33 protein-coding genes and 1 pseudogene are annotated in these 21,023 nt (G+C 58.8%); 30 read left to right on the top strand and 4 right to left on the bottom strand.

Going from position 1 to position 21,023, the window contains the following annotated elements:
- The 28 genes from AC1DUP_RS35760 to rplQ all read left to right on the top strand — a co-directional run.
- The coding region (locus AC1DUP_RS35760; RefSeq protein ID WP_037430126.1) for an EF-Tu C-terminal domain-related protein at nucleotides 1-261 on the top strand (261 nt) is incomplete at its 5' end.
- Between the two features lie 306 nt (nucleotides 262-567).
- Nucleotides 568-876, top strand: coding sequence for a 30S ribosomal protein S10 (gene rpsJ / locus AC1DUP_RS35755; protein ID WP_003547547.1), 309 nt, complete (start codon nucleotides 568-570; stop codon nucleotides 874-876).
- Nucleotides 877-909: 33 nt separating this feature from the next.
- The gene (gene rplC, locus AC1DUP_RS35750) at nucleotides 910-1,551 is read left to right on the top strand and encodes a 50S ribosomal protein L3 (protein WP_113297893.1); all 642 of its coding nucleotides are present in this window, start codon (nucleotides 910-912) and stop codon (nucleotides 1,549-1,551) included.
- Nucleotides 1,552-1,564: 13 nt separating this feature from the next.
- Nucleotides 1,565-2,185 carry a 50S ribosomal protein L4 gene (gene rplD, locus AC1DUP_RS35745; protein WP_007812861.1) on the top strand — a complete coding sequence of 207 codons (621 nt, stop codon included), beginning with the start codon at nucleotides 1,565-1,567 and terminating at the stop codon, nucleotides 2,183-2,185.
- Nucleotides 2,182-2,475 (top strand): 50S ribosomal protein L23, encoded by a 294-nt coding sequence (locus AC1DUP_RS35740; RefSeq protein WP_007812862.1) that lies wholly within the window; start codon nucleotides 2,182-2,184, stop codon nucleotides 2,473-2,475. Before rplD ends, AC1DUP_RS35740 begins: the two co-directional genes overlap by 4 nt.
- Nucleotides 2,476-2,485: 10 nt before the next feature.
- Nucleotides 2,486-3,322: a 50S ribosomal protein L2 gene (rplB, locus tag AC1DUP_RS35735; protein WP_113297892.1), complete on the top strand. Its 837-nt coding sequence runs from the start codon at nucleotides 2,486-2,488 to the stop codon at nucleotides 3,320-3,322.
- A 15-nt stretch (nucleotides 3,323-3,337) separates the two neighbouring features.
- On the top strand, nucleotides 3,338-3,616 hold the full coding sequence (gene rpsS / locus AC1DUP_RS35730; RefSeq protein ID WP_007531666.1) for a 30S ribosomal protein S19: 279 nt from the start codon (nucleotides 3,338-3,340) through the stop codon (nucleotides 3,614-3,616).
- A gap of 2 nt (nucleotides 3,617-3,618) precedes the next feature.
- Nucleotides 3,619-4,008: a 50S ribosomal protein L22 gene (gene rplV, locus AC1DUP_RS35725; protein WP_018115519.1), complete on the top strand. Its 390-nt coding sequence runs from the start codon at nucleotides 3,619-3,621 to the stop codon at nucleotides 4,006-4,008.
- Complete coding sequence (rpsC, locus tag AC1DUP_RS35720; RefSeq protein WP_007812868.1) at nucleotides 4,008-4,742, top strand: 30S ribosomal protein S3; 735 nt, start codon at nucleotides 4,008-4,010, stop codon at nucleotides 4,740-4,742. Before rplV ends, rpsC begins: the two co-directional genes overlap by 1 nt.
- 38 nt (nucleotides 4,743-4,780) lie before the next feature.
- On the top strand, nucleotides 4,781-5,194 hold the full coding sequence (gene rplP / locus AC1DUP_RS35715; protein ID WP_003573792.1) for a 50S ribosomal protein L16: 414 nt from the start codon (nucleotides 4,781-4,783) through the stop codon (nucleotides 5,192-5,194).
- A gap of 12 nt (nucleotides 5,195-5,206) precedes the next feature.
- Nucleotides 5,207-5,407 (top strand): 50S ribosomal protein L29, encoded by a 201-nt coding sequence (gene rpmC / locus AC1DUP_RS35710; RefSeq protein WP_477837180.1) that lies wholly within the window; start codon nucleotides 5,207-5,209, stop codon nucleotides 5,405-5,407.
- 11 nt (nucleotides 5,408-5,418) lie between these two features.
- Entirely contained in the window at nucleotides 5,419-5,658 is a 240-nt protein-coding gene (gene rpsQ / locus AC1DUP_RS35705) for a 30S ribosomal protein S17 (protein ID WP_007812872.1), read from the top strand.
- A gap of 261 nt (nucleotides 5,659-5,919) precedes the next feature.
- The gene (gene rplN, locus AC1DUP_RS35700; protein ID WP_003573790.1) at nucleotides 5,920-6,288 is read left to right on the top strand and encodes a 50S ribosomal protein L14; all 369 of its coding nucleotides are present in this window, start codon (nucleotides 5,920-5,922) and stop codon (nucleotides 6,286-6,288) included.
- 12 nt (nucleotides 6,289-6,300) lie between these two features.
- Complete coding sequence (gene rplX / locus AC1DUP_RS35695; RefSeq protein ID WP_113297891.1) at nucleotides 6,301-6,609, top strand: 50S ribosomal protein L24; 309 nt, start codon at nucleotides 6,301-6,303, stop codon at nucleotides 6,607-6,609.
- A complete protein-coding gene (gene rplE / locus AC1DUP_RS35690) occupies nucleotides 6,602-7,159 on the top strand; it encodes a 50S ribosomal protein L5 (protein WP_113297890.1) in 558 nt (185 codons plus the stop codon). The genes rplX and rplE overlap by 8 nt, the downstream gene beginning before the upstream one ends.
- Before the next feature lie 32 nt (nucleotides 7,160-7,191).
- Complete coding sequence (gene rpsN, locus AC1DUP_RS35685) at nucleotides 7,192-7,497, top strand: 30S ribosomal protein S14 (RefSeq protein WP_113507867.1); 306 nt, start codon at nucleotides 7,192-7,194, stop codon at nucleotides 7,495-7,497.
- 12 nt (nucleotides 7,498-7,509) lie between these two features.
- Nucleotides 7,510-7,908, top strand: coding sequence for a 30S ribosomal protein S8 (rpsH, locus tag AC1DUP_RS35680; protein ID WP_113297888.1), 399 nt, complete (start codon nucleotides 7,510-7,512; stop codon nucleotides 7,906-7,908).
- Nucleotides 7,909-7,949: 41 nt separating this feature from the next.
- A complete protein-coding gene (rplF, locus tag AC1DUP_RS35675; RefSeq protein ID WP_113297887.1) occupies nucleotides 7,950-8,483 on the top strand; it encodes a 50S ribosomal protein L6 in 534 nt (177 codons plus the stop codon).
- A 12-nt stretch (nucleotides 8,484-8,495) separates the two neighbouring features.
- A complete protein-coding gene (rplR, locus tag AC1DUP_RS35670; RefSeq protein ID WP_113297886.1) occupies nucleotides 8,496-8,858 on the top strand; it encodes a 50S ribosomal protein L18 in 363 nt (120 codons plus the stop codon).
- A 131-nt stretch (nucleotides 8,859-8,989) separates the two neighbouring features.
- Complete coding sequence (rpsE, locus tag AC1DUP_RS35665) at nucleotides 8,990-9,559, top strand: 30S ribosomal protein S5 (protein WP_007812885.1); 570 nt, start codon at nucleotides 8,990-8,992, stop codon at nucleotides 9,557-9,559.
- Nucleotides 9,560-9,572: 13 nt separating this feature from the next.
- Nucleotides 9,573-9,782 (top strand): 50S ribosomal protein L30, encoded by a 210-nt coding sequence (gene rpmD, locus AC1DUP_RS35660; RefSeq protein WP_113297885.1) that lies wholly within the window; start codon nucleotides 9,573-9,575, stop codon nucleotides 9,780-9,782.
- A 16-nt stretch (nucleotides 9,783-9,798) separates the two neighbouring features.
- Nucleotides 9,799-10,272 (top strand): 50S ribosomal protein L15, encoded by a 474-nt coding sequence (gene rplO, locus AC1DUP_RS35655; RefSeq protein WP_477837175.1) that lies wholly within the window; start codon nucleotides 9,799-9,801, stop codon nucleotides 10,270-10,272.
- Between the two features lie 234 nt (nucleotides 10,273-10,506).
- Complete coding sequence (gene secY, locus AC1DUP_RS35650; RefSeq protein ID WP_113297883.1) at nucleotides 10,507-11,847, top strand: preprotein translocase subunit SecY; 1,341 nt, start codon at nucleotides 10,507-10,509, stop codon at nucleotides 11,845-11,847.
- The gene (locus AC1DUP_RS35645; RefSeq protein ID WP_477837173.1) at nucleotides 11,844-12,494 is read left to right on the top strand and encodes an adenylate kinase; all 651 of its coding nucleotides are present in this window, start codon (nucleotides 11,844-11,846) and stop codon (nucleotides 12,492-12,494) included. Before secY ends, AC1DUP_RS35645 begins: the two co-directional genes overlap by 4 nt.
- A 219-nt stretch (nucleotides 12,495-12,713) precedes the next feature.
- A complete protein-coding gene (gene rpsM, locus AC1DUP_RS35640; RefSeq protein WP_113297881.1) occupies nucleotides 12,714-13,082 on the top strand; it encodes a 30S ribosomal protein S13 in 369 nt (122 codons plus the stop codon).
- A 133-nt stretch (nucleotides 13,083-13,215) separates the two neighbouring features.
- Nucleotides 13,216-13,605 (top strand): 30S ribosomal protein S11, encoded by a 390-nt coding sequence (rpsK, locus tag AC1DUP_RS35635; RefSeq protein WP_003547577.1) that lies wholly within the window; start codon nucleotides 13,216-13,218, stop codon nucleotides 13,603-13,605.
- A gap of 97 nt (nucleotides 13,606-13,702) precedes the next feature.
- A complete protein-coding gene (locus AC1DUP_RS35630) occupies nucleotides 13,703-14,713 on the top strand; it encodes a DNA-directed RNA polymerase subunit alpha (RefSeq protein ID WP_007812895.1) in 1,011 nt (336 codons plus the stop codon).
- Nucleotides 14,714-14,838: 125 nt separating this feature from the next.
- Nucleotides 14,839-15,261: a 50S ribosomal protein L17 gene (rplQ, locus tag AC1DUP_RS35625; RefSeq protein ID WP_007812897.1), complete on the top strand. Its 423-nt coding sequence runs from the start codon at nucleotides 14,839-14,841 to the stop codon at nucleotides 15,259-15,261.
- A gap of 76 nt (nucleotides 15,262-15,337) precedes the next feature.
- On the opposite strand, the pseudogene AC1DUP_RS35620 reads toward rplQ, so the two are convergent.
- Both AC1DUP_RS35620 and AC1DUP_RS35615 read right to left on the bottom strand, forming a co-directional pair.
- Nucleotides 15,338-15,710: pseudogene (locus tag AC1DUP_RS35620) on the bottom strand (VOC family protein).
- Nucleotides 15,711-15,807: 97 nt separating this feature from the next.
- Entirely contained in the window at nucleotides 15,808-16,677 is an 870-nt protein-coding gene (locus tag AC1DUP_RS35615; RefSeq protein WP_113309266.1) for a DUF817 domain-containing protein, read from the bottom strand.
- 142 nt (nucleotides 16,678-16,819) lie between these two features.
- On the opposite strand from AC1DUP_RS35615, the gene AC1DUP_RS35610 reads away from it, so the two are divergent.
- Nucleotides 16,820-17,245 (top strand): ribosomal maturation YjgA family protein, encoded by a 426-nt coding sequence (locus AC1DUP_RS35610; protein ID WP_477837183.1) that lies wholly within the window; start codon nucleotides 16,820-16,822, stop codon nucleotides 17,243-17,245.
- A 9-nt stretch (nucleotides 17,246-17,254) separates the two neighbouring features.
- Here the strand turns inward: AC1DUP_RS35610 and msrQ are convergent, their stop codons facing one another.
- On the bottom strand, nucleotides 17,255-17,917 hold the full coding sequence (gene msrQ, locus AC1DUP_RS35605) for a protein-methionine-sulfoxide reductase heme-binding subunit MsrQ (protein WP_113297877.1): 663 nt from the start codon (nucleotides 17,915-17,917) through the stop codon (nucleotides 17,255-17,257).
- On the bottom strand, nucleotides 17,917-18,864 hold the full coding sequence (msrP, locus tag AC1DUP_RS35600; RefSeq protein WP_113309265.1) for a protein-methionine-sulfoxide reductase catalytic subunit MsrP: 948 nt from the start codon (nucleotides 18,862-18,864) through the stop codon (nucleotides 17,917-17,919). Before msrP ends, msrQ begins: the two co-directional genes overlap by 1 nt.
- A gap of 318 nt (nucleotides 18,865-19,182) precedes the next feature.
- Here msrP and ilvD point away from each other — a divergent pair, with 318 nt between their 5' ends.
- Nucleotides 19,183-21,021: a dihydroxy-acid dehydratase gene (gene ilvD, locus AC1DUP_RS35595; RefSeq protein WP_113297875.1), complete on the top strand. Its 1,839-nt coding sequence runs from the start codon at nucleotides 19,183-19,185 to the stop codon at nucleotides 21,019-21,021.
- Nucleotides 21,022-21,023: the final 2 nt, after the last annotated feature.

The raw sequence follows: 21,023 nt of genomic DNA, 5'->3' as shown, positions 1-21,023 counted from the left end.
GCCTACATCCTGACGAAGGAAGAAGGCGGTCGTCATACGCCGTTCTTCACGAACTACCGTCCGCAGTTCTACTTCCGCACGACGGACGTTACGGGCATCGTGACGCTTCCGGAAGGCACGGAAATGGTCATGCCTGGCGACAACGTCACTGTTGACGTCGAGCTGATCGTTCCGATCGCGATGGAAGAAAAGCTTCGCTTCGCTATCCGCGAAGGCGGCCGTACCGTCGGTGCAGGCATCGTTGCTTCGATCGTCGAGTAATTCATTCGGCTGCTCCGGTGGAGCAGCCGATTCGATGACATTATTATGATGCAAGCGGCGCTGGCCGCTTGCTTATTACACAGAAATGTTGCAAATGGCGCGCGAGCGCGATTTGCGTACCGCTTTGGTAGACGAAGCGGCGACTAAACAAACAATAAGGTGGGTCAAAAGGCCCTGAAGAGTGGATAGGGATGCCGTAACAGGCGTCTCTCTCGATCTTTGAAACCGGTGGTCCGCCTTAGGAAGAAAGAACAACCCGTGTCTTGCCCAAAGACATGTGGAAAACAAACACAAGGATAACGTCGAATGAACGGCCAAAATATCCGCATTCGCCTGAAGGCGTTCGATCACCGGATTCTCGATGCTTCCACGCGCGAGATCGTGTCGACGGCGAAGCGCACCGGTGCTAGCGTCCGGGGCCCCGTTCCGCTTCCGACCCGCATCGAGAAGTTTACGGTCAACCGGTCCCCGCACATCGACAAGAAGAGCCGCGAACAGTTCGAGATGCGCACGCATAAGCGCCTGCTCGACATCGTAGATCCGACCCCGCAGACGGTAGACGCGCTGATGAAGCTCGATCTCGCCGCAGGTGTCGATGTTGAGATCAAGCTCTGAGCTTGCTCGAGCTGAGTTGGAAGGATTGAACCGATGCGTTCAGGTGTGATTGCACAGAAGGTGGGAATGACCCGCGTCTACAACGACGCCGGCGAGCATGTCCCGGTAACGGTACTGCGTTTGGAAAGCTGCCAGGTCGTGGCCCAGCGCACCGTAGAAAAGAATGGCTATACCGCGCTTCAGCTCGGTGCTGGCCAGGCCAAGGTAAAGAACACGTCCAAGGCCATGCGCGGCAACTTTGCCGTCGCAAACGTTGAGCCCAAGGCCAAGCTGCAGGAATTCCGCGTTTCGGAAGACCACCTGCTCGACATTGGTACTGAGATCAAGGCTGATCACTTTGCTGCTGGCCAGCTCGTCGACGTCACAGGCACGACGATCGGTAAGGGCTTTGCCGGCGCCATGAAGCGCCACGGCTTCGGCGGTCTGCGCGCCACGCACGGTGTGTCTGTTTCGCACCGCTCGCATGGTTCGACAGGTTCGCGCCAGGATCCGGGCAAGGTTTTCAAGAACAAGAAGATGGCTGGTCACATGGGCCAGACGCGCGTGACGACGCAGAACCTTGAAGTCGTTTCGACCGACGAAGATCGCGGTCTGATCCTGATCAAGGGTGCAGTACCCGGTTCCAAGGGTGCCTGGATCATCGTGCGCGACGCCGTCAAGTCGGCAGCGAAGTAAGGGAGCCAGACCAATGGAATTGAACGTCAAGACCCTCGAGGGAAAAGACGCTGGGAAGGTTTCCCTTTCGGAAGCGATTTTCGGCCTTGAGCCCCGCGAAGATATTCTCGCCCGCGTTATCCGCTGGCAGCTTGCTAAGAAGCAGCAGGGCACGCACCAGGCAAAGGGCCGCGCAGACGTCTGGCGCACCGGCGCCAAGATGTACAAGCAGAAGGGTACGGGCCGCGCTCGTCACCATTCGGCTCGTGCTCCGCAGTTCCGCGGTGGTGGTAAGGCCCACGGCCCGGTTGCTCGCAGCCACGAACACGACCTTCCGAAGAAGGTTCGCGCACTCGGCCTGCGTCACGCGCTGTCCGCCAAGATCAAGGCAGACGAACTGATCATCATCGATGATCTGGTCGCCAACGAAGCAAAGACGAAGGCTCTGGCCGGCGTATTCGCAACGCTGGGCCTCACCAACGCCCTCTTCATCGGCGGTGCCGAGCTCGACGGTAACTTCAAGCTCGCTGCCCAGAACATCCCGAACATCGATGTTCTGCCGATCCAGGGCATCAACGTTTACGACATCGTCCGCCGCGGCAAGCTCGTGCTTTCCAAGGCTGCCGTTGAAGCGCTAGAGGAGCGATTCAAGTGACCGATCTCCGCCACTACGATGTGATCGTTTCTCCTGCGATCACCGAAAAATCCACGCTGGTATCGGAAAACAACCAGGTTGTTTTCAATGTCGCCAAGAAGGCGACGAAGCCGGAAATCAAGGCTGCAGTCGAGGCGCTCTTCGGCGTCAAGGTTACCGCCGTCAACACCCTGCTGCGCAAGGGCAAGACCCGGCGTTTCCGCGGTTTTGTCGGCAAGCAGCAGGACGTGAAGAAGGCTGTCGTGACGTTGGCCGAAGGCCAGACGATCGACGTCTCCACCGGTCTCTGAGGATAAAAAAATGGCATTGAAAACATTCAATCCGACGACCCCGAGCCAGCGCCAGCTGGTCATCGTCGACCGTTCTGGCCTCTACAAGGGCAAGCCGGTCAAGGCGCTGACGGAAGGTCTGACCAAGAGCGGCGGTCGTAACAACCTCGGCCGCATCACGGCCCGCTTCATCGGCGGCGGTCACAAGCGTACCTATCGCATCATCGACTTCAAGCGTCGCAAGTTCGACGTCGAAGGCACTGTCGAGCGTATCGAATACGACCCGAACCGTACGGCTTACATCGCGCTCATCAAATACGCCGATGGCGAACAGGCCTACATCATCGCTCCGCAGCGTCTTGCTGCCGGCGACAAGGTCATCGCTTCCGACAAGGTTGTTGACGTCAAGCCCGGCAACACGATGCCGCTGCAGTATATCCCGGTCGGCTCCATCATCCACAATGTGGAAATGAAGCCGGGCAAGGGCGGTCAGATTGCCCGCTCCGCCGGTTCCTACGCGCAGCTCGTCGGCCGCGACCAGGGCATGGCGATCCTTCGCCTGAACTCGGGCGAACAGCGTCTCGTGCACGGCACCTGCCTTGCTTCGATCGGTGCAGTGTCGAACCCTGACCATGCCAACATCAACGACGGCAAGGCCGGTCGTACTGTTTGGCGCGGCAAGCGTCCGCATAACCGCGGTGTCGTCATGAACCCGGTCGACCACCCGCACGGCGGTGGTGAAGGCCGCACCTCTGGTGGTCGTCACCCGGTTTCTCCGTGGGGCAAGCCGACCAAGGGCAAGCGCACCCGGTCGAACAAGTCGACCGACAAGATGATCATGCGCTCGCGTCATCAGCGTAAGAAGTAAGAGAGGAAGTCTCCAATGGCTCGTTCAGTATGGAAAGGTCCGTTCGTTGACGGCTATCTTCTCAAGAAGGCTGAGAAGGTTCGTGAAGGCGGACGCGCAGAAGTAATCAAGATCTGGAGCCGTCGCTCCACGATCCTGCCGCAGTTCGTCGGTCTCACCTTCGGCGTCTACAACGGCAGCAAGCATGTTCCGGTCAGCGTCAATGAAGACATGGTCGGTCACAAGTTCGGTGAATTCTCTCCGACCCGGACCTATTACGGTCACGGCGCGGACAAGAAGGCAAAGAGGAAGTAACGATGGGCAAGGCAAAAACAGAACGCCGGCTCAAGGACAACGAAGCGCAGGCAGTCGCCCGCACGCTTCGTGTCAGCCCCCAGAAGCTTAACCTGGTTGCTGCGGCCATCCGCGGCAAGAAGGTCGAGCGTGCACTCGCTGAGCTGGAATTCTCCCGCAAGCGCATTGCAGGCGCCGTCAAGAAGACGCTCGAATCTGCGATCGCCAACGCTGAAAACAACCATGACCTCGACGTCGATGCTCTCGTCGTCGCCGAGGCTTATGTCGGCAAGTCGATCGTCATGAAGCGCTTCCACGCTCGTGGCCGTGGCCGCGCATCRCGCATCGAACGTCCGTTCGCTCACCTGACGATCGTCGTTCGTGAAGTGCAGGCACAAGAGGAGGCCGCATAATGGGTCAGAAGATCAATCCGATTGGTTTCCGTCTTGGCATCAACCGTACCTGGGATAGCCGCTGGTTTGCGGACAATGCCGAGTATGGTCAGCTCCTGCACGAAGACCTGAAGATGCGTAAGTTCGTCATGAGCGAACTGAAGCAGGCCGGTATCTCCAAGGTGGTCATCGAGCGCCCGCACAAGAAGTGCCGCGTCACGATCCACTCGGCCCGTCCGGGCCTGATCATCGGCCGTAAGGGCGCCGACATCGACAAGCTCCGCAAGAAGCTGTCGGAAATGACGAATTCCGAAACGCACCTCAACATCGTTGAAGTGCGCAAGCCGGAAATCGACGCAACGCTCGTTGCTCAGTCGATCGCCCAGCAGCTCGAGCGCCGCGTGGCTTTCCGCCGCGCCATGAAGCGCGCCGTTCAGTCCGCGATGCGTCTTGGCGCCGAAGGCATCAAGATCACCTGCGCAGGCCGTCTCGGTGGTGCAGAAATCGCTCGTACGGAATGGTACCGCGAAGGCCGCGTGCCGCTGCACACCCTGCGCGCTGACATCGACTACGGTACGGCTGAAGCCGAAACCGCATTCGGTATCTGCGGCATCAAGGTCTGGATCTTCAAGGGCGAAATCCTTGAGCACGATCCGATGGCTTCCGAACGCCGCGCGCTGGAAGGCGACGCACAGGGCCCGGCAAGCCGCGAACGCGACCGTGGCGATCGTCGCCGCGAACGCGACAACGCGTAATTAGCGCTGGCGAAAGATAAGCTCGGAGAAGTAAGAAAATGTTGCAGCCAAAGCGTACTAAGTACCGCAAGCAGTTCAAGGGCCGCATCAAGGGCGTAGCCAAGGGTGGTTCTGATCTGGCCTTCGGCGAATTCGGCCTGAAGGCTCAGGAGCCGAACCGCGTTAACGCACGTGAAATCGAAGCGGCCCGCCGCGCGATTACGCGTTACATGAAGCGCGCCGGCCGTGTTTGGATCCGCGTGTTCCCGGACGTTCCGGTAACCGCAAAGCCTACCGAAGTCCGTATGGGTAAGGGTAAGGGTTCCGTGGAATACTGGGCATGCAAGGTCAAGCCCGGTCGTATGATGTTCGAGATCGACGGTGTCTCCGAGGAAATCGCGCGTGAAGCGCTTCGCCTCGGCTCGGCCAAGCTCTCGGTCAAGACGCGCTTTGTGCAGCGCATCGCAGAGTAAGGAGAAGGCACGATGAAAGCCGAAGAAGTACGCGGCCTCACGGCCGACCAGCTCAAGGACAAGCTCGCCGACCTGAAGAAAGAGCAGTTMAACCTGCGCTTCCAGAAGGCGACGAACCAGCTTGAGAAGACCTCGCGCATCAACGAAGTCCGCAAGGACATCGCCCGCGTCAAAACCATTGCCCGCCAGAAGGCGGCAGAAGCAAAGGCCTAAAGGAAAAAAACATGCCGAAGCGCATTCTGCAGGGCGTCGTGGTTGGTGACAAGAACGAGAAGACTGTCGTAGTTCGCGTTGAGCGTCGTTTCGCTCATCCGCTGCTCCAGAAGACCGTTCGTCGCTCCAAGAAGTACAAGGCCCACGACGAAAACAACCAGTACAAGATCGGCGATATCGTCTCCATCGAGGAGTGCGCACCGATCTCCAAGGACAAGCGCTGGACGGTTATTGCCGCCCAGGCCAAGTAAGAATTTCACGCGAGGCCTTGCGTCTCGCGGAAATTTCTGTATGAAGCAGCGTCGGAACGCTCGAATGCCGGGCGTTCTTTTGCTTTAAGCGCACGGAAGGTCCCATCTGGGAAACCACCCTGGCAACGATCTATCCCGCGCTATTCAAGCTATTGCCGTGTTTTCGCTGTCCTCACGACGAGCGGCCGGTAGAGAATTCTCATAAGCCGGGAGAGGGGGCATTGCCCAACCATTCCGGTAAGAACAAGAAGGCGACCTGATATGATTCAGATGCAAACAAACCTCGACGTCGCGGATAATTCCGGCGCCCGTCGTGTCATGTGCATCAAGGTGCTGGGCGGCTCGAAGCGCAAGTATGCCTCGATCGGCGACGTCATCGTCGTTTCGATCAAGGAAGCTATTCCGCGCGGCCGTGTGAAGAAGGGTGACGTGATGAAGGCGGTTGTCGTTCGTACCGCCAAGGACATCCGTCGTCCGGATGGCTCTGTCATCCGCTTCGACACGAATGCAGCAGTCCTCATCGACAACAAGAAAGAGCCGATCGGCACCCGTATCTTCGGACCGGTTCCGCGCGAATTGCGTGCGAAGAACCACATGAAGATCATCTCGCTGGCTCCCGAAGTACTGTAAGGAGCGGGAACGATGCAAAAGATTCGTAAGGGCGACAAGGTCGTCATGCTCGCAGGCAAGGACAAGGGTCGCACTGGCGAAGTCCTTCAGGTCCTGCCGAAGGAAGATCGCGCCGTCGTTCGCGGCGTAAACCTCGTAAAGCGCCACCAGCGCCAGACGCAGACCCAGGAAGCCGGGATTATTTCCAAGGAAGCTTCGGTTCACCTGTCCAACGTCTCGATCATCGACAAGGACGGCAAGCCGACCCGCGTCGGCTTCAAGGTTGTTGACGGCAAGAAGGTCCGCGTGGCCAAGCGTTCGGGAGAAGTGATCGATGGCTGAGGCAAAGTACGAGCCGCGGCTCAAGAAGGAATATGTCGAGCGGATCCGTAAGGCGATGCAGGAGAAGTTCTCCTACGCCAACGAGATGATGATCCCGAAGCTCGACAAGATCGTTATCAACATGGGTGTGGGCGAAGCCACGGCTGACTCGAAGAAGCCGACCGTTGCTGCTGCCGACCTGGCTGCCATCGCTGGCCAGAAGCCGGTCATCACCCGTGCACGCAACTCTATCGCTGGCTTCAAGGTCCGCGAACACATGCCGATCGGCGCGAAGGTCACCCTGCGCGGCGCCCGCATGTACGAGTTCCTGGATCGCCTGGTCAACATCGCGCTTCCGCGCGTTCGCGACTTCCGCGGCCTGAACCCGAAGAGCTTTGACGGCCGTGGCAACTTTGCCATGGGCATCAAGGAGCACATTGTGTTCCCTGAAATCAACTACGACAAGGTTGATCAGATGTGGGGCATGGACATCATCGTTTGCACGACGGCAACGACCGACGACGAAGCTCGCGCACTCCTCACGGAGTTCAGCTTCCCGTTCCGTCAGTAACCGTAACGACGAGCGTAGAAAAGGAACCTGACATGGCGAAGACAAGCGCAGTTGAAAAGAACAAGCGCCGCCGTACTACGGTCGCAAACCAGGCCGGCAAGCGTGCTGCCCTGAAGGCGATCATCATGAACCAGGCTCTTCCGATCGAAGAGCGGTTCAAGGCCTCGATCAAGCTGGCATCCCTGCCACGCGACGGATCGAAGACCCGCATTCGCAACCGTTGCGAAGTGTCCGGTCGTCCGCGCGCTTATTACCGTAAACTGCGTATGTCGCGTATCGCGCTACGTGAACTGGGCAATCTCGGCAAGGTGCCGGGCATCGTCAAGTCGAGCTGGTAAGGAGCAGGTTAGATGACAATGACTGATCCGTTGGGCGATATGCTCACCCGTATCCGTAACGGTGCTTCGCGTCGCAAGTCGTCGGTTTCGACGCCTGCTTCCAGGCTCCGTGCACGTGTTCTCGATGTCCTCCAGTCCGAAGGCTACATCCGTGGCTACTCCGTCGTCGATTTCGGCAACGGCAAGTCGGAACTGAACATCGAACTGAAGTACTATGAAGGCGCATCGGTGATCCGTGAGATCGGCCGTGTGTCCAAGCCGGGCCGCCGGGTTTATGTCTCGGTCAAGTCCATTCCGCAGGTCGCGAACGGCCTCGGCATCACCATCCTTTCGACTCCGAAGGGTGTGATGGCCGATCACCAGGCTCGCGAACAGAACGTTGGTGGCGAGGTTCTCTGCTCGGTCTTCTAAGACTGCGCAGGGTCTCCATAGCGAACAGACAGGATTGAAACATGTCTCGTATCGGTAAGAAGCCCGTTCAGGTACCTGCTGGKATCACGGCTACGGTCGATGGCCAGAAGGTTACTGCGAAGGGCCCGAAGGGCGAGCTGTTTTTCGTCGCAAACGACGAAATCAGCCTCAAGCTTGAAAACAATGCGGTCGTCGTAACGCCGCTCAGCCAGACGAAGGATGCTCGTTCGAAGTGGGGCATGTCCCGCACGATGATCGAAAACATCTTCAAGGGCGTCAAGGACGGCTACGAGCGCAAGCTCGAAATCAACGGCGTTGGTTACCGTGCCTCCCTGCAGGGCAAGAACCTGCAGCTGGCTCTCGGTTTCAGCCACGACGTGGTCTACGAACCGCCGCAGGGCATCACGATCGCTGTACCGAAGCCGACGGAAATTATCGTCACCGGCATCAACAAGCAGCAGGTCGGCCAGGTCGCCGCCGAGATCCGCGAATACCGCGGTCCGGAGCCCTACAAGGGCAAGGGCGTCAAGTATGCCGAAGAGCGGATTGTCCGCAAAGAAGGCAAGAAGAAGTAAGGATCACGCGAAATGGCTAGCAGGAAAGAAGCACTTGCACGTCGTGCCAACCGCGTGCGCCGTCATCTCAAGTCGGTGGCCAATGGCCGTCCGCGCCTGTCGGTTCATCGCTCCTCGAAGAACATCTACGCTCAGGTCATCGACGATGTTGCCGGCAAGACGCTTGCCGCTGCATCGACCCTCGACAAGGATCTGCGCGGTTCTCTGAAGACCGGTGCCGACACAGCAGCAGCAGCCCTCGTCGGCAAGCTCGTTGCTGAGCGCGCCTCCAAGGCAGGTGTCACTGAGGTCGTTTTCGACCGTGGCGCCTTCATCTATCACGGCCGCATCAAGGCCCTGGCAGATGCAGCCCGCGAAAGCGGCCTGACCTTCTAATCAGTTTCCGGCCGAAGGCTTTTTAAGCCTCGGCCGGATTTCACCGGACCGCAAACCGTTCCCTTGAGGAAGACGATGCGGTCCTCGTTTTGTTTGCCGATTGCACCCGGAAAAGAAAAAGGAAGAGGACAATGGCACAGGAAAGAAGGCCGCAGCGGGAAGACCGCCAGAGCCGCGAAGAGCGCGATAGCGAATTCGTCGACAAGCTTGTCGCGATCAACCGCGTCGCCAAGGTCGTCAAGGGCGGCCGTCGTTTTGGTTTCGCAGCACTCGTCGTCGTCGGCGACCAGAAGGGCCGCGTCGGCTTCGGCCATGGCAAGGCACGTGAAGTGCCGGAAGCCATCCGCAAGGCAACCGAAGCCGCCAAGCGCGAGCTGATCTTCGTACCGCTGCGTGACGGCCGTACGCTGCATCACGACGTCCATGGCCGTCATGGCGCCGGCAAGGTTCTGCTGCGCTCGGCCAAGGTTGGTACCGGTATCATCGCCGGCGGTCCGATGCGCGCCGTTTTCGAAACGCTCGGCGTCCACGACGTCGTCGCCAAGTCGACCGGTTCGTCGAACCCTTACAACATGGTTCGCGCCACCTTCGACGCTCTGAAGCACCAGGTTCACCCGAAGGACATCGCAGCCCAGCGCGGCATCAAGTATGCTACGCTCCAGGCTCGCCGTGCCGCTTCCGGCAACGCCTCTGAAGAATAAGAGGAGCTGACCAATGGCCAAGGCTACCAAGAAGGCTGAAGCGAAGACTGTTACGATCGAACAGGTCGGCAGCCCGATTCGCCGTCCGGACGTCCAGCAGCGTACGCTGATCGGTCTCGGACTGAACAAGATGCACCGCCGCCGCACGCTGGAAGACACTCCAGCCGTTCGTGGCATGATCCGTGCAGTCCAGCATCTCGTTCGCGTCGTCGACGAGAAGTGAGTCCGGAGTAAAGCTCATGAAACTCAATGAAATCAAGGATAACGAAGGCTCTACCCATAGCCGCAAGCGCCTCGGCCGCGGTATCGGCTCGGGCTCCGGTAAGACCGGTGGTCGTGGTGTAAAGGGTCAGAAGTCCCGTTCGGGCGTTGCCATCAACGGCTTCGAAGGCGGTCAGATGCCCATCTACCGTCGCCTGCCGAAGCGTGGCTTCACCAACATCTTCGCAGCCGACTACGTTGTCGTATCGCTCGCACGCATCCAAGCTGCCGTCGATGCCGGCAAGCTGGACGCGAAGGCAACGATCGATGCGGCGGCTCTGAAGGCTGCCGGCGTCATCCGTCGCGCCAAGGACGGCGTTCGCGTTCTGTCCGATGGCGAGCTCAAGGCTAAGGTCACGCTCGAAGTTGCAGGCGCTTCCAAGTCTGCCGTCGAGAAGATCGAAAAGGCCGGCGGCAAGATAACGCTTCTTTCTGCCGCAGCGGCAGAATAATAAACACATGATATATCGCCCGGGGTGCTTCACACCGGGCGATTTTGCTCCCATATGTGAGCCTCATTAAACCTGCTTGGACGCGGCTCGCGTCGGTGCGGTAAGACTGAAAACAAGGGTGAGGCACAGGGTTGCGCCAGCAATCCGTCCAAGGCCCGGTTTTTAAAAGAAATTCATACTGATTCCGGTGCCGGCCAATTCGAGAGCGCCGGAATTGGTAGCGCGGAGAATCGCATGGCTTCTGCAGCGGAACAACTGGCCTCAAACCTCAACTTTTCGACCTTCGCCAAGGCCGAGGATCTTAAGAAGCGCCTGTGGTTCACACTGGCAGCTCTCCTCGTCTACCGGCTGGGCACCCATATTCCGCTTCCAGGCCTTAATCCTCAGGCCTACGCCCAGGCATTCCAGGGTCAGGCCGGCGGCATTCTTGGTCTCTTCAACATGTTCTCGGGCGGCGCGGTGCAGCGCATGGCGATCTTCGCGCTCGGCATCATGCCCTACATCTCCGCTTCGATCATCGTGCAGCTCATGACCTCGGTCGTGCCGGCGCTCGAAAATCTGAAGAAGGAAGGCGAGCAGGGCCGCAAGATCATCAACCAGTACACCCGATATGGCACGGTCATCCTCGGCGCGCTGCAGGCCTACGGCATTGCTGTCGGTCTTGAGAGCGGCAACGGCCTTGTTGTCGATCCGGGTTGGTTCTTCAAAATTTCGACCGTCCTGACTCTGCTCGGCGGCACCATGTTTCTGATGTGGCTCGGTGAACAGATCACCTCGCGCGGCATTGGCAACGGTATTTCGCTTATCATTTTCGCAGGAATTGCAGCCGGTCTTCCGACCGCTCTTGCCGGCACGTTGGAACTCGGCCGTACCGGTGCGCTGTCGACGAGCCTCATTCTGCTCGTCATCGTTGTCGCGATCGCGGTCATCGCCGTCATCGTCTTCGTCGAGCGTGCGCAGCGCCGTCTGCTGATCCAATATCCGAAGCGCCAGGTCGGCAACCGGATGTTCCAGGGCGATACCTCGCACCTGCCGCTGAAACTGAACACTTCGGGCGTCATCCCGGCAATCTTTGCGTCCTCGTTGCTGCTTTTGCCCGCGACGATCGCAGGTTTTGCCGCCACGACAGCGATGCCTGCCTGGGCCACCTCTATCGTTGCTGCCCTCGGCCATGGCCAGCCGCTTTATATGCTGCTCTATGCGGGCCTCATCGCCTTCTTCGCCTTCTTCTACACGGCCATTGTCTTCAATCCGAAGGATACGGCCGACAATCTGAAGAAGCATGGCGGCTTCATCCCCGGCATTCGTCCGGGTGACCGCACCGCCGAGTATATCGACTATGTGCTGACCCGTATCACGGTGATCGGCGCTATCTATCTCGTCTTCGTCTGCATCCTCCCCGAGATTCTGGTGTCGCAAACCGGCATTCCATTAGCCCTTGGTGGGACTTCGCTTTTGATCGTGGTTAGCGTAACTCTTGATACGGTGGCGCAGATCCAGGGCCATCTGATCGCACAGCAGTACGAAGGCCTGATCAAGAAATCGAAGTTGCGTGGAGGAAAGAGGGGGCGATGAGACTTATACTTTTGGGGCCGCCGGGCGCGGGTAAGGGGACCCAGGCCCAGCGGATCGTGGAAAAGCACGGCATTCCGCAGCTTTCCACGGGTGACATGCTGCGCGCCGCCGTTCAGGCCGGTACTGAAGTCGGCAAGCGCGCCAAGGCTGTCATGGACGCCGGAAATCTTGTCTCGGACGAGATCGTCAACGCCATCGTCTCTGAGCGAATCGATCAGCCCGATTGCGCCAATGGCTTCATCCTCGACGGTTTCCCTCGCACGCTTGTGCAGGCGGATGCGACAGAGGTGATGCTCAAGGCCAAGGGCATGGACCTTTCGGTCGTCATCGAATTTCGTGTGGACGACAGGGAGTTGGTCCGCCGCGTGGCTGGCCGCTATTCCTGCGCTCAGTGCGGCACGGTCTATCACGACACGGACAAGGTCCCGGTCAAGGAAGGGGTTTGCGACAAGTGCGGTTCTACCCACTTCAAGCGTCGTCCCGACGACAATGCCGAGACCATGACCAAGCGCCTCGAGGTCTACTACAAGGAAACCTCGCCGCTGATCGGCTACTATTACGCCAAGGGCAAACTCACGTCCGTGGACGGCATGGCCGAGATCGATCAGGTTACGGCCGAAATCGAAGGCATCCTTTCCAAGCTTTAAAGCTTTGAAAATAAACTTCGCGGGAGCGGTTGCTTTTTTGCACTGATTCCGTTAAACCGCGCCAACTCGCGACATTCCCTGCGATCGGCGCGGATTTCCCGAAGGAAATCCGGGTTCGGTCGTTTTGCGATGTTACGAACCCGAATTTGAACGAGCGGCCTTTGGCTGCATAACGAAGCCCTATTGCCGGATGGCAACTGGAATGCAAGGAGAACAGGCGTGGCACGTATCGCTGGCGTCAACATCCCGACTGCAAAGCGCGTTGTCATCGCGCTGACCTATATTCACGGGATCGGACAGAAATTCGCGCAGGAAATCGTCGAGAAGGTCGGTATTCCGGCTGATCGCCGTGTTCATCAGCTCACGGATGCTGAAGTTCTTCAGATCCGTGAAACCATTGACCGTGACTATCAGGTCGAGGGTGATCTTCGCCGTGAAACCTCGATGAACATCAAGCGCTTGATGGACCTCGGCTGCTACCGCGGCCTGCGTCACCGTCGTGGCCTTCCGGTCCGCGGTCAGCGCACGCACACCAATGCTCGTACCCGCAAGGGTCCGGCAAAGGCGATCGCTGGTAAGAAGAAGTAATTTCCGGGAAACCGGAGTGGGGAGGCTGGCGGTCTGCGCCGGCCTCTTTTGAGTTTGGAGCGGGGCCGTACAGGTGCCGTTCCGGTGTAGCCGCTGGGATTACGGCGGTGAAGAGATCAACGAAAGGAATACCATGGCTAAGGAAGCCGTCCGCGTTCGCCGTCGCGAGCGCAAGAACATCTCGTCGGGTGTCGCTCACGTCAACTCGACCTTCAACAACACGATGATCACGATCACTGACGCGCAGGGCAATGCAATTGCCTGGTCGTCTGCTGGCGCCAAGGGCTTCAAGGGCTCGCGCAAGTCGACCCCGTTTGCTGCTCAGATCGCTGCCGAAGACTGCGCCAAGAAGGCCCAGGAACATGGCATGAAGTCGCTGGAAGTCGAAGTCTGCGGTCCGGGTTCCGGCCGTGAATCGGCTCTGCGCGCGCTCCAGGCTGCCGGTTTCATGATTACGTCCATTCGCGACGTGACCCCGATCCCGCACAATGGCTGCCGTCCGCGCAAGAAGCGCCGCGTCTGATCATCGCTATCGTCACCGGTGAGCGCCTCAGCGCTCCCGGTGGTTTTCAAGCTCGGTTGTCACGATTGGATAGTGGCAACGAACGGAAGGCAAAATCATGATTCAGAAGAACTGGCAGGAACTGATCAAGCCGAACAAGGTGGAGTTCTCTTCGAGCTCGCGCACCAAGGCGACTCTCGTTGCAGAGCCGCTTGAGCGTGGCTTCGGCCTCACCCTCGGCAACGCGTTGCGTCGCGTTCTGCTCTCCTCTTTGCGCGGTGCCGCTGTTACGGCCGTGCAGATCGATGGCGTGCTGCATGAGTTCTCGTCGATCCCGGGCGTTCGCGAGGACGTTACGGACATCGTACTCAACATCAAGGAAATCGCCATCAAGATGGATGGTGACGATGCCAAGCGCATGGTCGTGCGCAAGCAGGGTCCGGGTGTTGTAACGGCTGGTGACATCCAGACGGTCGGTGATATCGAAATCCTCAACCCCGAGCATGTCATCTGCACGCTCGACGAGGGTGCCGAGATCCGCATGGAGTTCACCGTCAACAACGGCAAGGGCTACGTCCCGGCTGAGCGCAATCGCGCGGAAGATGCTCCGATCGGTCTTATCCCGGTCGACAGCCTCTACTCGCCGGTCAAGAAGGTGTCCTACAAGGTTGAAAACACCCGCGAAGGACAGGTTCTCGACTACGACAAGCTGACCATGTCCATCGAAACCGATGGCTCTATCTCCGGCGAAGATGCCGTCGCTTTCGCGGCTCGCATCCTGCAGGACCAGCTTGGCGTCTTCGTCAACTTCGACGAACCGCAGAAGGAAACCGAGGAAGAGGCAGTCACCGAACTGGCCTTTAACCCGGCGCTCCTCAAGAAGGTGGACGAACTCGAGCTGTCCGTTCGTTCGGCAAACTGCCTGAAGAACGACAATATCGTCTACATCGGCGACCTCATTCAGAAGACCGAAGCAGAAATGCTCCGCACCCCGAACTTTGGTCGCAAGTCGCTCAACGAGATCAAGGAAGTTCTCGCTTCCATGGGCCTGCACCTCGGCATGGAAGTGCCTGCATGGCCGCCCGAGAACATCGAAGATCTCGCCAAGCGCTACGAAGACCAGTATTAACAAACAAAAAAGGCAGGCTTTTTACGGCTGCCTTTCCCCGTCAAACAGCAGGCCTATCGCCTGCATGTGCCAGGAAACGGCAGGCCCAGTTAGCGTAAGGGCACCTGCATTAAAGGAGAATAGCAATGCGCCATGGTAAAGCCGGCCGCAAGCTGAATAGAACTGCAAGCCACCGCAAGGCGATGTTCGCCAACATGGCGGCTTCGCTCATCACCCACGAGCAGATCGTCACGACCCTGCCGAAGGCCAAGGAAATCCGTCCGATCGTCGAGAAGCTCGTCACCCTCGGCAAGCGCGGCGACCTGCACGCTCGTCGTCAGGCGATCTCGCAGATCAAGGACGCTGTCGTCGTCAACAAGCTGTTCGACACGATCGCCTCGCGCTACGCAACCCGCAATGGCGGCTACCTGCGTATCATGAAGGCCGGCTTCCGCCAGGGCGACAACGCTGCTCTCGCCGTCATCGAATTCGTTGACCGCGACACCTATGCAAAGGGTGCAGCCGACAAGGCTCGCGTCGCTGCTGAAGAGCAGTCTGTCGCTGCCTAACATTTTCCGCTTACGGGAACAGGAAAGCCGGGCTTTGCCCGGCTTTTTGCGTTTGTGCGTTTGAGCCCGCTTCTGTTCAAGCTTTGACAAGCGGTTGATTGATCATGGCTTCGATATTGTCGCCATCGGGATCGAGGATAAAGCAGGCATAATAATCGGGCGCGTAGTCCGGGCGCGGGCCAGGTGCGCCATTGTCCCGCGCGCCGGCTGCAAGAGCGCCTTGATAGAACGACTCGACCTCCGCCTGTTGCCGGCTCGAAAGGCGACGTGGACGCGCGTCAAAGGCGGGGTGCTATCGGCCTGCTGGATTTCGAACAGGCAGCCATTGCCTATATCGAAGGCCCAGAACACTTTCTCCTTCAATGTGTATCCCAAAGGCGCGAAGGCGCTTTGGTAAAAGAGCCTGCTCTTTGTGAGATCGCTTACAGAGACGGGATATGGTCAATCAAGCTTGGCGCTCCCTATGAGTTGACAGGAATGGCGAGATAAAAGCCGGTCCGGCGTTCGCTCCGCACATATCCTGGTTCTCTGCCCGTTTTCGGAAATTCATTCAGGCACGTGGATCTTGTGTTTGATATGCTTGAGGTTCGCAACGATCGTAAAGGTCATGATCACCAGCAGACACCACGAAGTCCATTTGCCGATATGCACGGTCGACCACGCGCCGATCTGGTTTGGATAGCGCCACACGCCGAAGAAGGTGCTGATATTCTCTGCGAGCCAGATGAAGAAGCCGATCAGGACGAAGGCGAGAAGCAGGGGCATCTTGCGGTCTTGATCATAGGGCCTGAAGATGACCGTGGTGCGCGCATAAAGACCGAGCGTGCAGGCGGCGATGTACCAGCGGTAATCGCCGATATAGTGGTGGGTGAAGAAGTTGACGTAGATCGCCAATGCCATGAATCCTGCCATCCAATAGGATGGATGGTGTCTGACGCGCAGATCAAACAGGCGCCAGGCCTGGATGACATAGCTGCCGACGGCCGCATACATGAAGCCGGAAAACAGCGGAACACCAAAGAGCTTCGTATAGGCGAAATCCGGATAGCTCCACGACTGGATGCTGCCGGACGTCTTGAAGGCCTCCAGTGCAAAACCGACCACATGGAAGACCGAGATCGCCTTCAACTCATCGATAGTTTCGAGTTTTGCCCAGACCATCCCGGCCTGGATTACAACAGCGATGAGCAGCAGCAGATCGTAGCGCGGGATACCGATGATGCCTGCACGCGGAACCAGGAAGACCGACAGAAAAAACAGGCCTGCGAAGAGGCAGGCCCGAGCCTCCTTGACGCCGAAATAGAAGAATTCGACAACGAAGCGTTCGATGCCATTGCGTGGAAGATCGGCCGGCCGGTCGATCAGATGCTTGTCCAGTAGGGGGAGTAATCCTTGAAGCGCGGCGACTTTCGGCATGTTCTTGCGAGTGATCCCAGACTCGTTTCGAAGTATCGGGAAGCTATCAGGCTCGACTACGCTGGGATAGCGACGGCTTGATAATTTGCTGCTTCGCGGTTAGGCCGTCCAAATCAGTCGAGAGGATGGTGGTCAATTGCAATTGTGCAGAGTGGTTCAAGGCGCGCAGTTCCAGCGCCTCGCGGCCCTACTCCTGATCATCATTTTTGGTTTGATGCTTCGGCGGTTCGGCTATTCCGTCGGGCTGCCCTTCGTCGTCGTCAAGTATGGCGGATCGCTGCTTTGGGGATCGATGGTGTATTTCCTGTTGGCATCTGCTGTTGCAGGTTTCGTCACAAAAGTTCGCCCCCCGGGAATTGCCGCCATGGCAACGGTTGTCGCCATTTGCGTCGAACTGTTTCGGCTCTATCACTCGCCCTGGCTTGATGCCTTTCGACTGACGACCGCAGGCGCCTTATTGCTGGGACGGGTATTCTCGCTCTGGAATATCCTGGCATACGCTATCGGGATCGCGGCCGCGTATGCGCTTGATCCAGTGCATAGAAAATCATCACCTTCGCGGCCTTAAAGCGGACCTTTACGAAGCCGATGACGCCACGGCGCGGGCGCGGCTTGATCGTCCTTGACCCTTTTTCCTGCTCCGCCCGATTGGCTTGTAGGAGCGGTAGAGGATCAGCGCGATGACCAGGCCAACGTAGATATACTGCTCGAGATCGAGGATTTTCGTCGACAGCGCAAAGTGCAGCGCTGCTGAGGCCGCGATGATATAGATGAGGCGGTGCAGCCAGATCCAGTTCTTGCCGAGCCTGCGGATCGAGAAATTGTTGGATGTGACGGCGAGCGGCACGAGCATCGCAAGGGCACCCATGCCAAACATGATGAAGGGACGCTTCAGCACATCGTCGATGACGGCAGCGATATCAAGCGCCTGGTCGAGCACCATATAGACGGTGAAATGCATCAGAGCATAGTAGAAGGTCAGAAGGCCGAGCGCCCGGCGGTAACGCAGATAGTTCCAGCCGAGGAGATCGCGGGCAGGGGTAACTGCCAGTGTCAGGATGAGGAAGCGGATGGTCCATATGCCGAGGAAAAGCTCGAAGGTCTTCACCGGATCGGCGCCGAGCTGATCCGTCGCGCCGAGATAGAAAGTCCAGGCGGCGGGCATAAGCCCGACGACATAGAGCAGCCAGACGGAAGCCGGCTGCCAGCGCTTCGGAATGGCGAACGAAAAAGCCGCCATCAGAAATTCGCCTTTAGATCCATGCCGGAATAGAGGCTGGCCACGTCATCGGCATAGCCGTTGAAGGGCAGGGTGGGGTGGCGGCTGGCGCCGAAGAAACCGCTTTCGCCGATGCGCCGCTCTGTCGCCTGGCTCCAGCGCGGGTGATCAACCGCTGGATTGACGTTGGCGTAGAAGCCGTATTCCTGCGGGTTGGTGACCTGCCAGGTATTCTTCGGCTGCTGATCGGTGAGCGTGATGCGCACGATCGACTTGATGCCCTTGAAACCGTATTTCCACGGCACGACGAGGCGAACCGGGGCGCCGTTCTGGTTCGGCAACGTCTCGCCATAGAGCCCGACGGCAAGCAGCGTCAGCGGATGGCGAGCCTCGTCTATGCGAAGGCCCTCGACATAGGGCCAGGCCAGTGACTGGAAGAAGCCGGCCTGACCGGGCATTTCCTCCGGCCGCACGATGGTCTCGAAGGCGACATATTTGGCGCTGCCCTGCGGCTCCACCTTGTCGAGAAGTGAAGCAAGCGGAAAGCCGTCCCACGGAATGACCATCGACCAGGCTTCCACGCAGCGCATGCGGTAGGTGCGGTCCTCGATCGGGAATTCCTTCATCAGCGTCTCGATGTCGAAGGTGCCGGGTTTGTTGACCATGCCATCGACCTTGATCGTCCAGGGCAGCGGCTTGAACTTACCGGAAAGTGCAGCCGGATCGCCTTTGTCGAGGCCGAATTCATAGAAGTTGTTATAAGTGGTGACGTCCTTGATCGGCGTCAGCTTTTCGTCGACCGTATAATTGCTCTTGATAGTCGAAAGTGCCGCAGCGCTCGCCTTGCCAGCGCCATAGAGCGCCATGGCGCCGAGCGTCGCCGCGCCGAGAAACTCCCGGCGCTTCAGGTAAACCTCGCGCGGTGTGATTTCCGAGGAGCGGATTTTGGGCGGACGATAGCTTGGCATATCGAATTCCTCTTGGGCGGGGCGGCCCTTGTGAATCTTTAAACGCAAATTGCGCGTTTCGGATCAGTGTGTATGCCCTGAATATTAGCGGCGAAAAGCCAATTTTTTGTGTTCGTCCGTGATGGAATAGTCCGTAACAAAAGAGCCCTTGCATCCGTATATGCTTGATGGTGCCCGTACCGCTTTGGGCATTCCCGGTAGTGACAGCTTGGGCCGATTGGATTAGGACAATTCCAAAAAGCAGCGACTGCCCGGCCTTCGCAAATCCTTTGCCGCCTCGCATCGCCAGACCATTCCTGGATATTGAGGAAGACACCGATGCCAGCTTATCGTTCCAGAACCACGACCCACGGCCGCAACATGGCAGGCGCGCGCGGCCTTTGGCGCGCCACGGGCATGAAGGATTCGGATTTCGGCAAGCCGATTATCGCGGTGGTGAACTCCTTCACTCAGTTCGTGCCCGGCCACGTTCATCTCAAGGATCTCGGCCAGCTCGTCGCTCGCGAAATCGAAGCGGCCGGCGGTGTCGCCAAGGAGTTCAACACCATCGCTGTCGATGATGGCATCGCCATGGGCCATGACGGCATGCTCTATTCGCTGCCTTCGCGCGAACTGATAGCCGACAGCGTGGAATACATGGTCAATGCGCACTGCGCCGATGCCATGGTGTGCATTTCGAACTGCGACAAGATCACCCCCGGCATGCTGATGGCGTCGCTGCGCCTCAACATACCCACTGTCTTTGTTTCCGGTGGCCCGATGGAAGCCGGCAAGGTCGTCCTGCATGGCAAGACCCACGCACTCGACCTCGTCGACGCCATGGTTGCTGCTGCCGATGACAAGATCTCAGACGAAGACGTCCAAGTCATCGAACGTTCGGCCTGTCCGACCTGCGGTTCATGCTCCGGCATGTTTACCGCAAACTCCATGAACTGCCTGACGGAAGCCCTCGGCCTGTCGCTGCCCGGCAACGGCTCGACACTCGCCACCCACGCCGATCGCAAGCGTCTCTTCGTTGAAGCCGGCCACCTGATCGTCGACCTCGCCCGCCGTTATTATGAGCAGGAAGATGAAAAGACCCTGCCACGTGTCATCGCCTCGAAGCAGGCGTTTGAGAATGCCATGACGCTTGATATTGCCATGGGCGGCTCCACCAACACCGTTCTGCACATTCTGGCGGCTGCCCATGAAGGCGAGGTGGATTTCACCATGGCCGACATCGATGCGCTGTCGCGCCGCGTTCCCTGCCTTTCCAAGGTCGCACCTGCCAAGTCCGACGTGCACATGGAAGACGTTCACCGCGCAGGCGGCATCATGTCGATCTTGGGCGAGCTCGATAAGGGTGGCCTGCTCAATCGTGACTGCCCGACGGTTCATGCCGAAACGCTCGGCGATGCGATCGATCGTTGGGATATCACGCGCACCACCAGCGATACTGTGCGCAACTTCTACCGTGCGGCACCGGGCGGTATCCCGACACAGGTCGCCTTCAGCCAGGAAGCTCGCTGGGACGAGCTTGATACCGACCGTGTCGGCGGCGTCATTCGCTCGGTCGAGCATCCCTTCTCCAAGGATGGCGGCCTTGCTGTCCTCAAGGGTAATCTGGCGGTCGATGGCTGCATCGTGAAGACTGCCGGTGTCGATGAATCGATCCTGAAATTCTCTGGCCCGGCCCGCGTTTTCGAAAGCCAGGATGCTTCCGTCAAGGCGATCCTCGCCAATGAGGTCAAGGCCGGCGATGTCGTTGTGATCCGCTACGAAGGCCCCAAGGGCGGCCCCGGCATGCAGGAAATGCTCTATCCGACGAGTTATCTGAAGTCGAAGGGCCTCGGCAAGGCGTGTGCGCTGATCACCGACGGCCGGTTCTCCGGCGGCACCTCCGGTCTTTCGATCGGCCATGCTTCGCCGGAAGCGGCAAACGGCGGCACGATCGGCTTGGTGCGCGAAGGCGACATGATCGACATCGACATTCCGAACCGGACGATCAGCCTGCGCGTCGGTGACGAGGAACTTGCCGCCCGTCGCGCCGAGCAGGATCAGAAGGGCTGGCATCCGGCCGAGCCGCGCAAGCGCAATGTTTCGACTGCGCTCAAGGCTTATGCGGCCTTTGCAACCAGCGCCGACCGTGGTGCGGTTCGCGACCTGAACGCGCGCTGAGC

This window comes from Rhizobium sp. 01L419 (assembly GCF_056400025.1).
Note: the sequence above shows the minus strand (reverse complement) of the source record. Positions and strands in the feature narration are given on the sequence as shown.

What these genes read in the sequence shown, in the direction of transcription:
- rpsJ (WP_003547547.1), top strand. Translation starts at nt 568, where the DNA reads ATGAACGGCCAAAATATCCGCATTCGCCTGAAGGCGTTCGATCACCGG.
- rplC (WP_113297893.1), top strand. Translation starts at nt 910, where the DNA reads ATGCGTTCAGGTGTGATTGCACAGAAGGTGGGAATGACCCGCGTCTAC.
- rplD (WP_007812861.1), top strand. Translation starts at nt 1,565, where the DNA reads ATGGAATTGAACGTCAAGACCCTCGAGGGAAAAGACGCTGGGAAGGTT.
- rplB (WP_113297892.1), top strand. Translation starts at nt 2,486, where the DNA reads ATGGCATTGAAAACATTCAATCCGACGACCCCGAGCCAGCGCCAGCTG.
- rpsS (WP_007531666.1), top strand. Translation starts at nt 3,338, where the DNA reads ATGGCTCGTTCAGTATGGAAAGGTCCGTTCGTTGACGGCTATCTTCTC.
- rpsC (WP_007812868.1), top strand. Translation starts at nt 4,008, where the DNA reads ATGGGTCAGAAGATCAATCCGATTGGTTTCCGTCTTGGCATCAACCGT.
- rplP (WP_003573792.1), top strand. Translation starts at nt 4,781, where the DNA reads ATGTTGCAGCCAAAGCGTACTAAGTACCGCAAGCAGTTCAAGGGCCGC.
- rpsQ (WP_007812872.1), top strand. Translation starts at nt 5,419, where the DNA reads ATGCCGAAGCGCATTCTGCAGGGCGTCGTGGTTGGTGACAAGAACGAG.
- rplN (WP_003573790.1), top strand. Translation starts at nt 5,920, where the DNA reads ATGATTCAGATGCAAACAAACCTCGACGTCGCGGATAATTCCGGCGCC.
- rplX (WP_113297891.1), top strand. Translation starts at nt 6,301, where the DNA reads ATGCAAAAGATTCGTAAGGGCGACAAGGTCGTCATGCTCGCAGGCAAG.
- rplE (WP_113297890.1), top strand. Translation starts at nt 6,602, where the DNA reads ATGGCTGAGGCAAAGTACGAGCCGCGGCTCAAGAAGGAATATGTCGAG.
- rpsN (WP_113507867.1), top strand. Translation starts at nt 7,192, where the DNA reads ATGGCGAAGACAAGCGCAGTTGAAAAGAACAAGCGCCGCCGTACTACG.
- rpsH (WP_113297888.1), top strand. Translation starts at nt 7,510, where the DNA reads ATGACAATGACTGATCCGTTGGGCGATATGCTCACCCGTATCCGTAAC.
- rplR (WP_113297886.1), top strand. Translation starts at nt 8,496, where the DNA reads ATGGCTAGCAGGAAAGAAGCACTTGCACGTCGTGCCAACCGCGTGCGC.
- rpsE (WP_007812885.1), top strand. Translation starts at nt 8,990, where the DNA reads ATGGCACAGGAAAGAAGGCCGCAGCGGGAAGACCGCCAGAGCCGCGAA.
- rpmD (WP_113297885.1), top strand. Translation starts at nt 9,573, where the DNA reads ATGGCCAAGGCTACCAAGAAGGCTGAAGCGAAGACTGTTACGATCGAA.
- rplO (WP_477837175.1), top strand. Translation starts at nt 9,799, where the DNA reads ATGAAACTCAATGAAATCAAGGATAACGAAGGCTCTACCCATAGCCGC.
- secY (WP_113297883.1), top strand. Translation starts at nt 10,507, where the DNA reads ATGGCTTCTGCAGCGGAACAACTGGCCTCAAACCTCAACTTTTCGACC.
- AC1DUP_RS35645 (WP_477837173.1), top strand. Translation starts at nt 11,844, where the DNA reads ATGAGACTTATACTTTTGGGGCCGCCGGGCGCGGGTAAGGGGACCCAG.
- rpsK (WP_003547577.1), top strand. Translation starts at nt 13,216, where the DNA reads ATGGCTAAGGAAGCCGTCCGCGTTCGCCGTCGCGAGCGCAAGAACATC.
- AC1DUP_RS35630 (WP_007812895.1), top strand. Translation starts at nt 13,703, where the DNA reads ATGATTCAGAAGAACTGGCAGGAACTGATCAAGCCGAACAAGGTGGAG.
- rplQ (WP_007812897.1), top strand. Translation starts at nt 14,839, where the DNA reads ATGCGCCATGGTAAAGCCGGCCGCAAGCTGAATAGAACTGCAAGCCAC.
- AC1DUP_RS35615 (WP_113309266.1), bottom strand. Translation starts at nt 16,677, where the DNA reads ATGCCGAAAGTCGCCGCGCTTCAAGGATTACTCCCCCTACTGGACAAG.
- msrQ (WP_113297877.1), bottom strand. Translation starts at nt 17,917, where the DNA reads ATGGCGGCTTTTTCGTTCGCCATTCCGAAGCGCTGGCAGCCGGCTTCC.
- msrP (WP_113309265.1), bottom strand. Translation starts at nt 18,864, where the DNA reads ATGCCAAGCTATCGTCCGCCCAAAATCCGCTCCTCGGAAATCACACCG.
- ilvD (WP_113297875.1), top strand. Translation starts at nt 19,183, where the DNA reads ATGCCAGCTTATCGTTCCAGAACCACGACCCACGGCCGCAACATGGCA.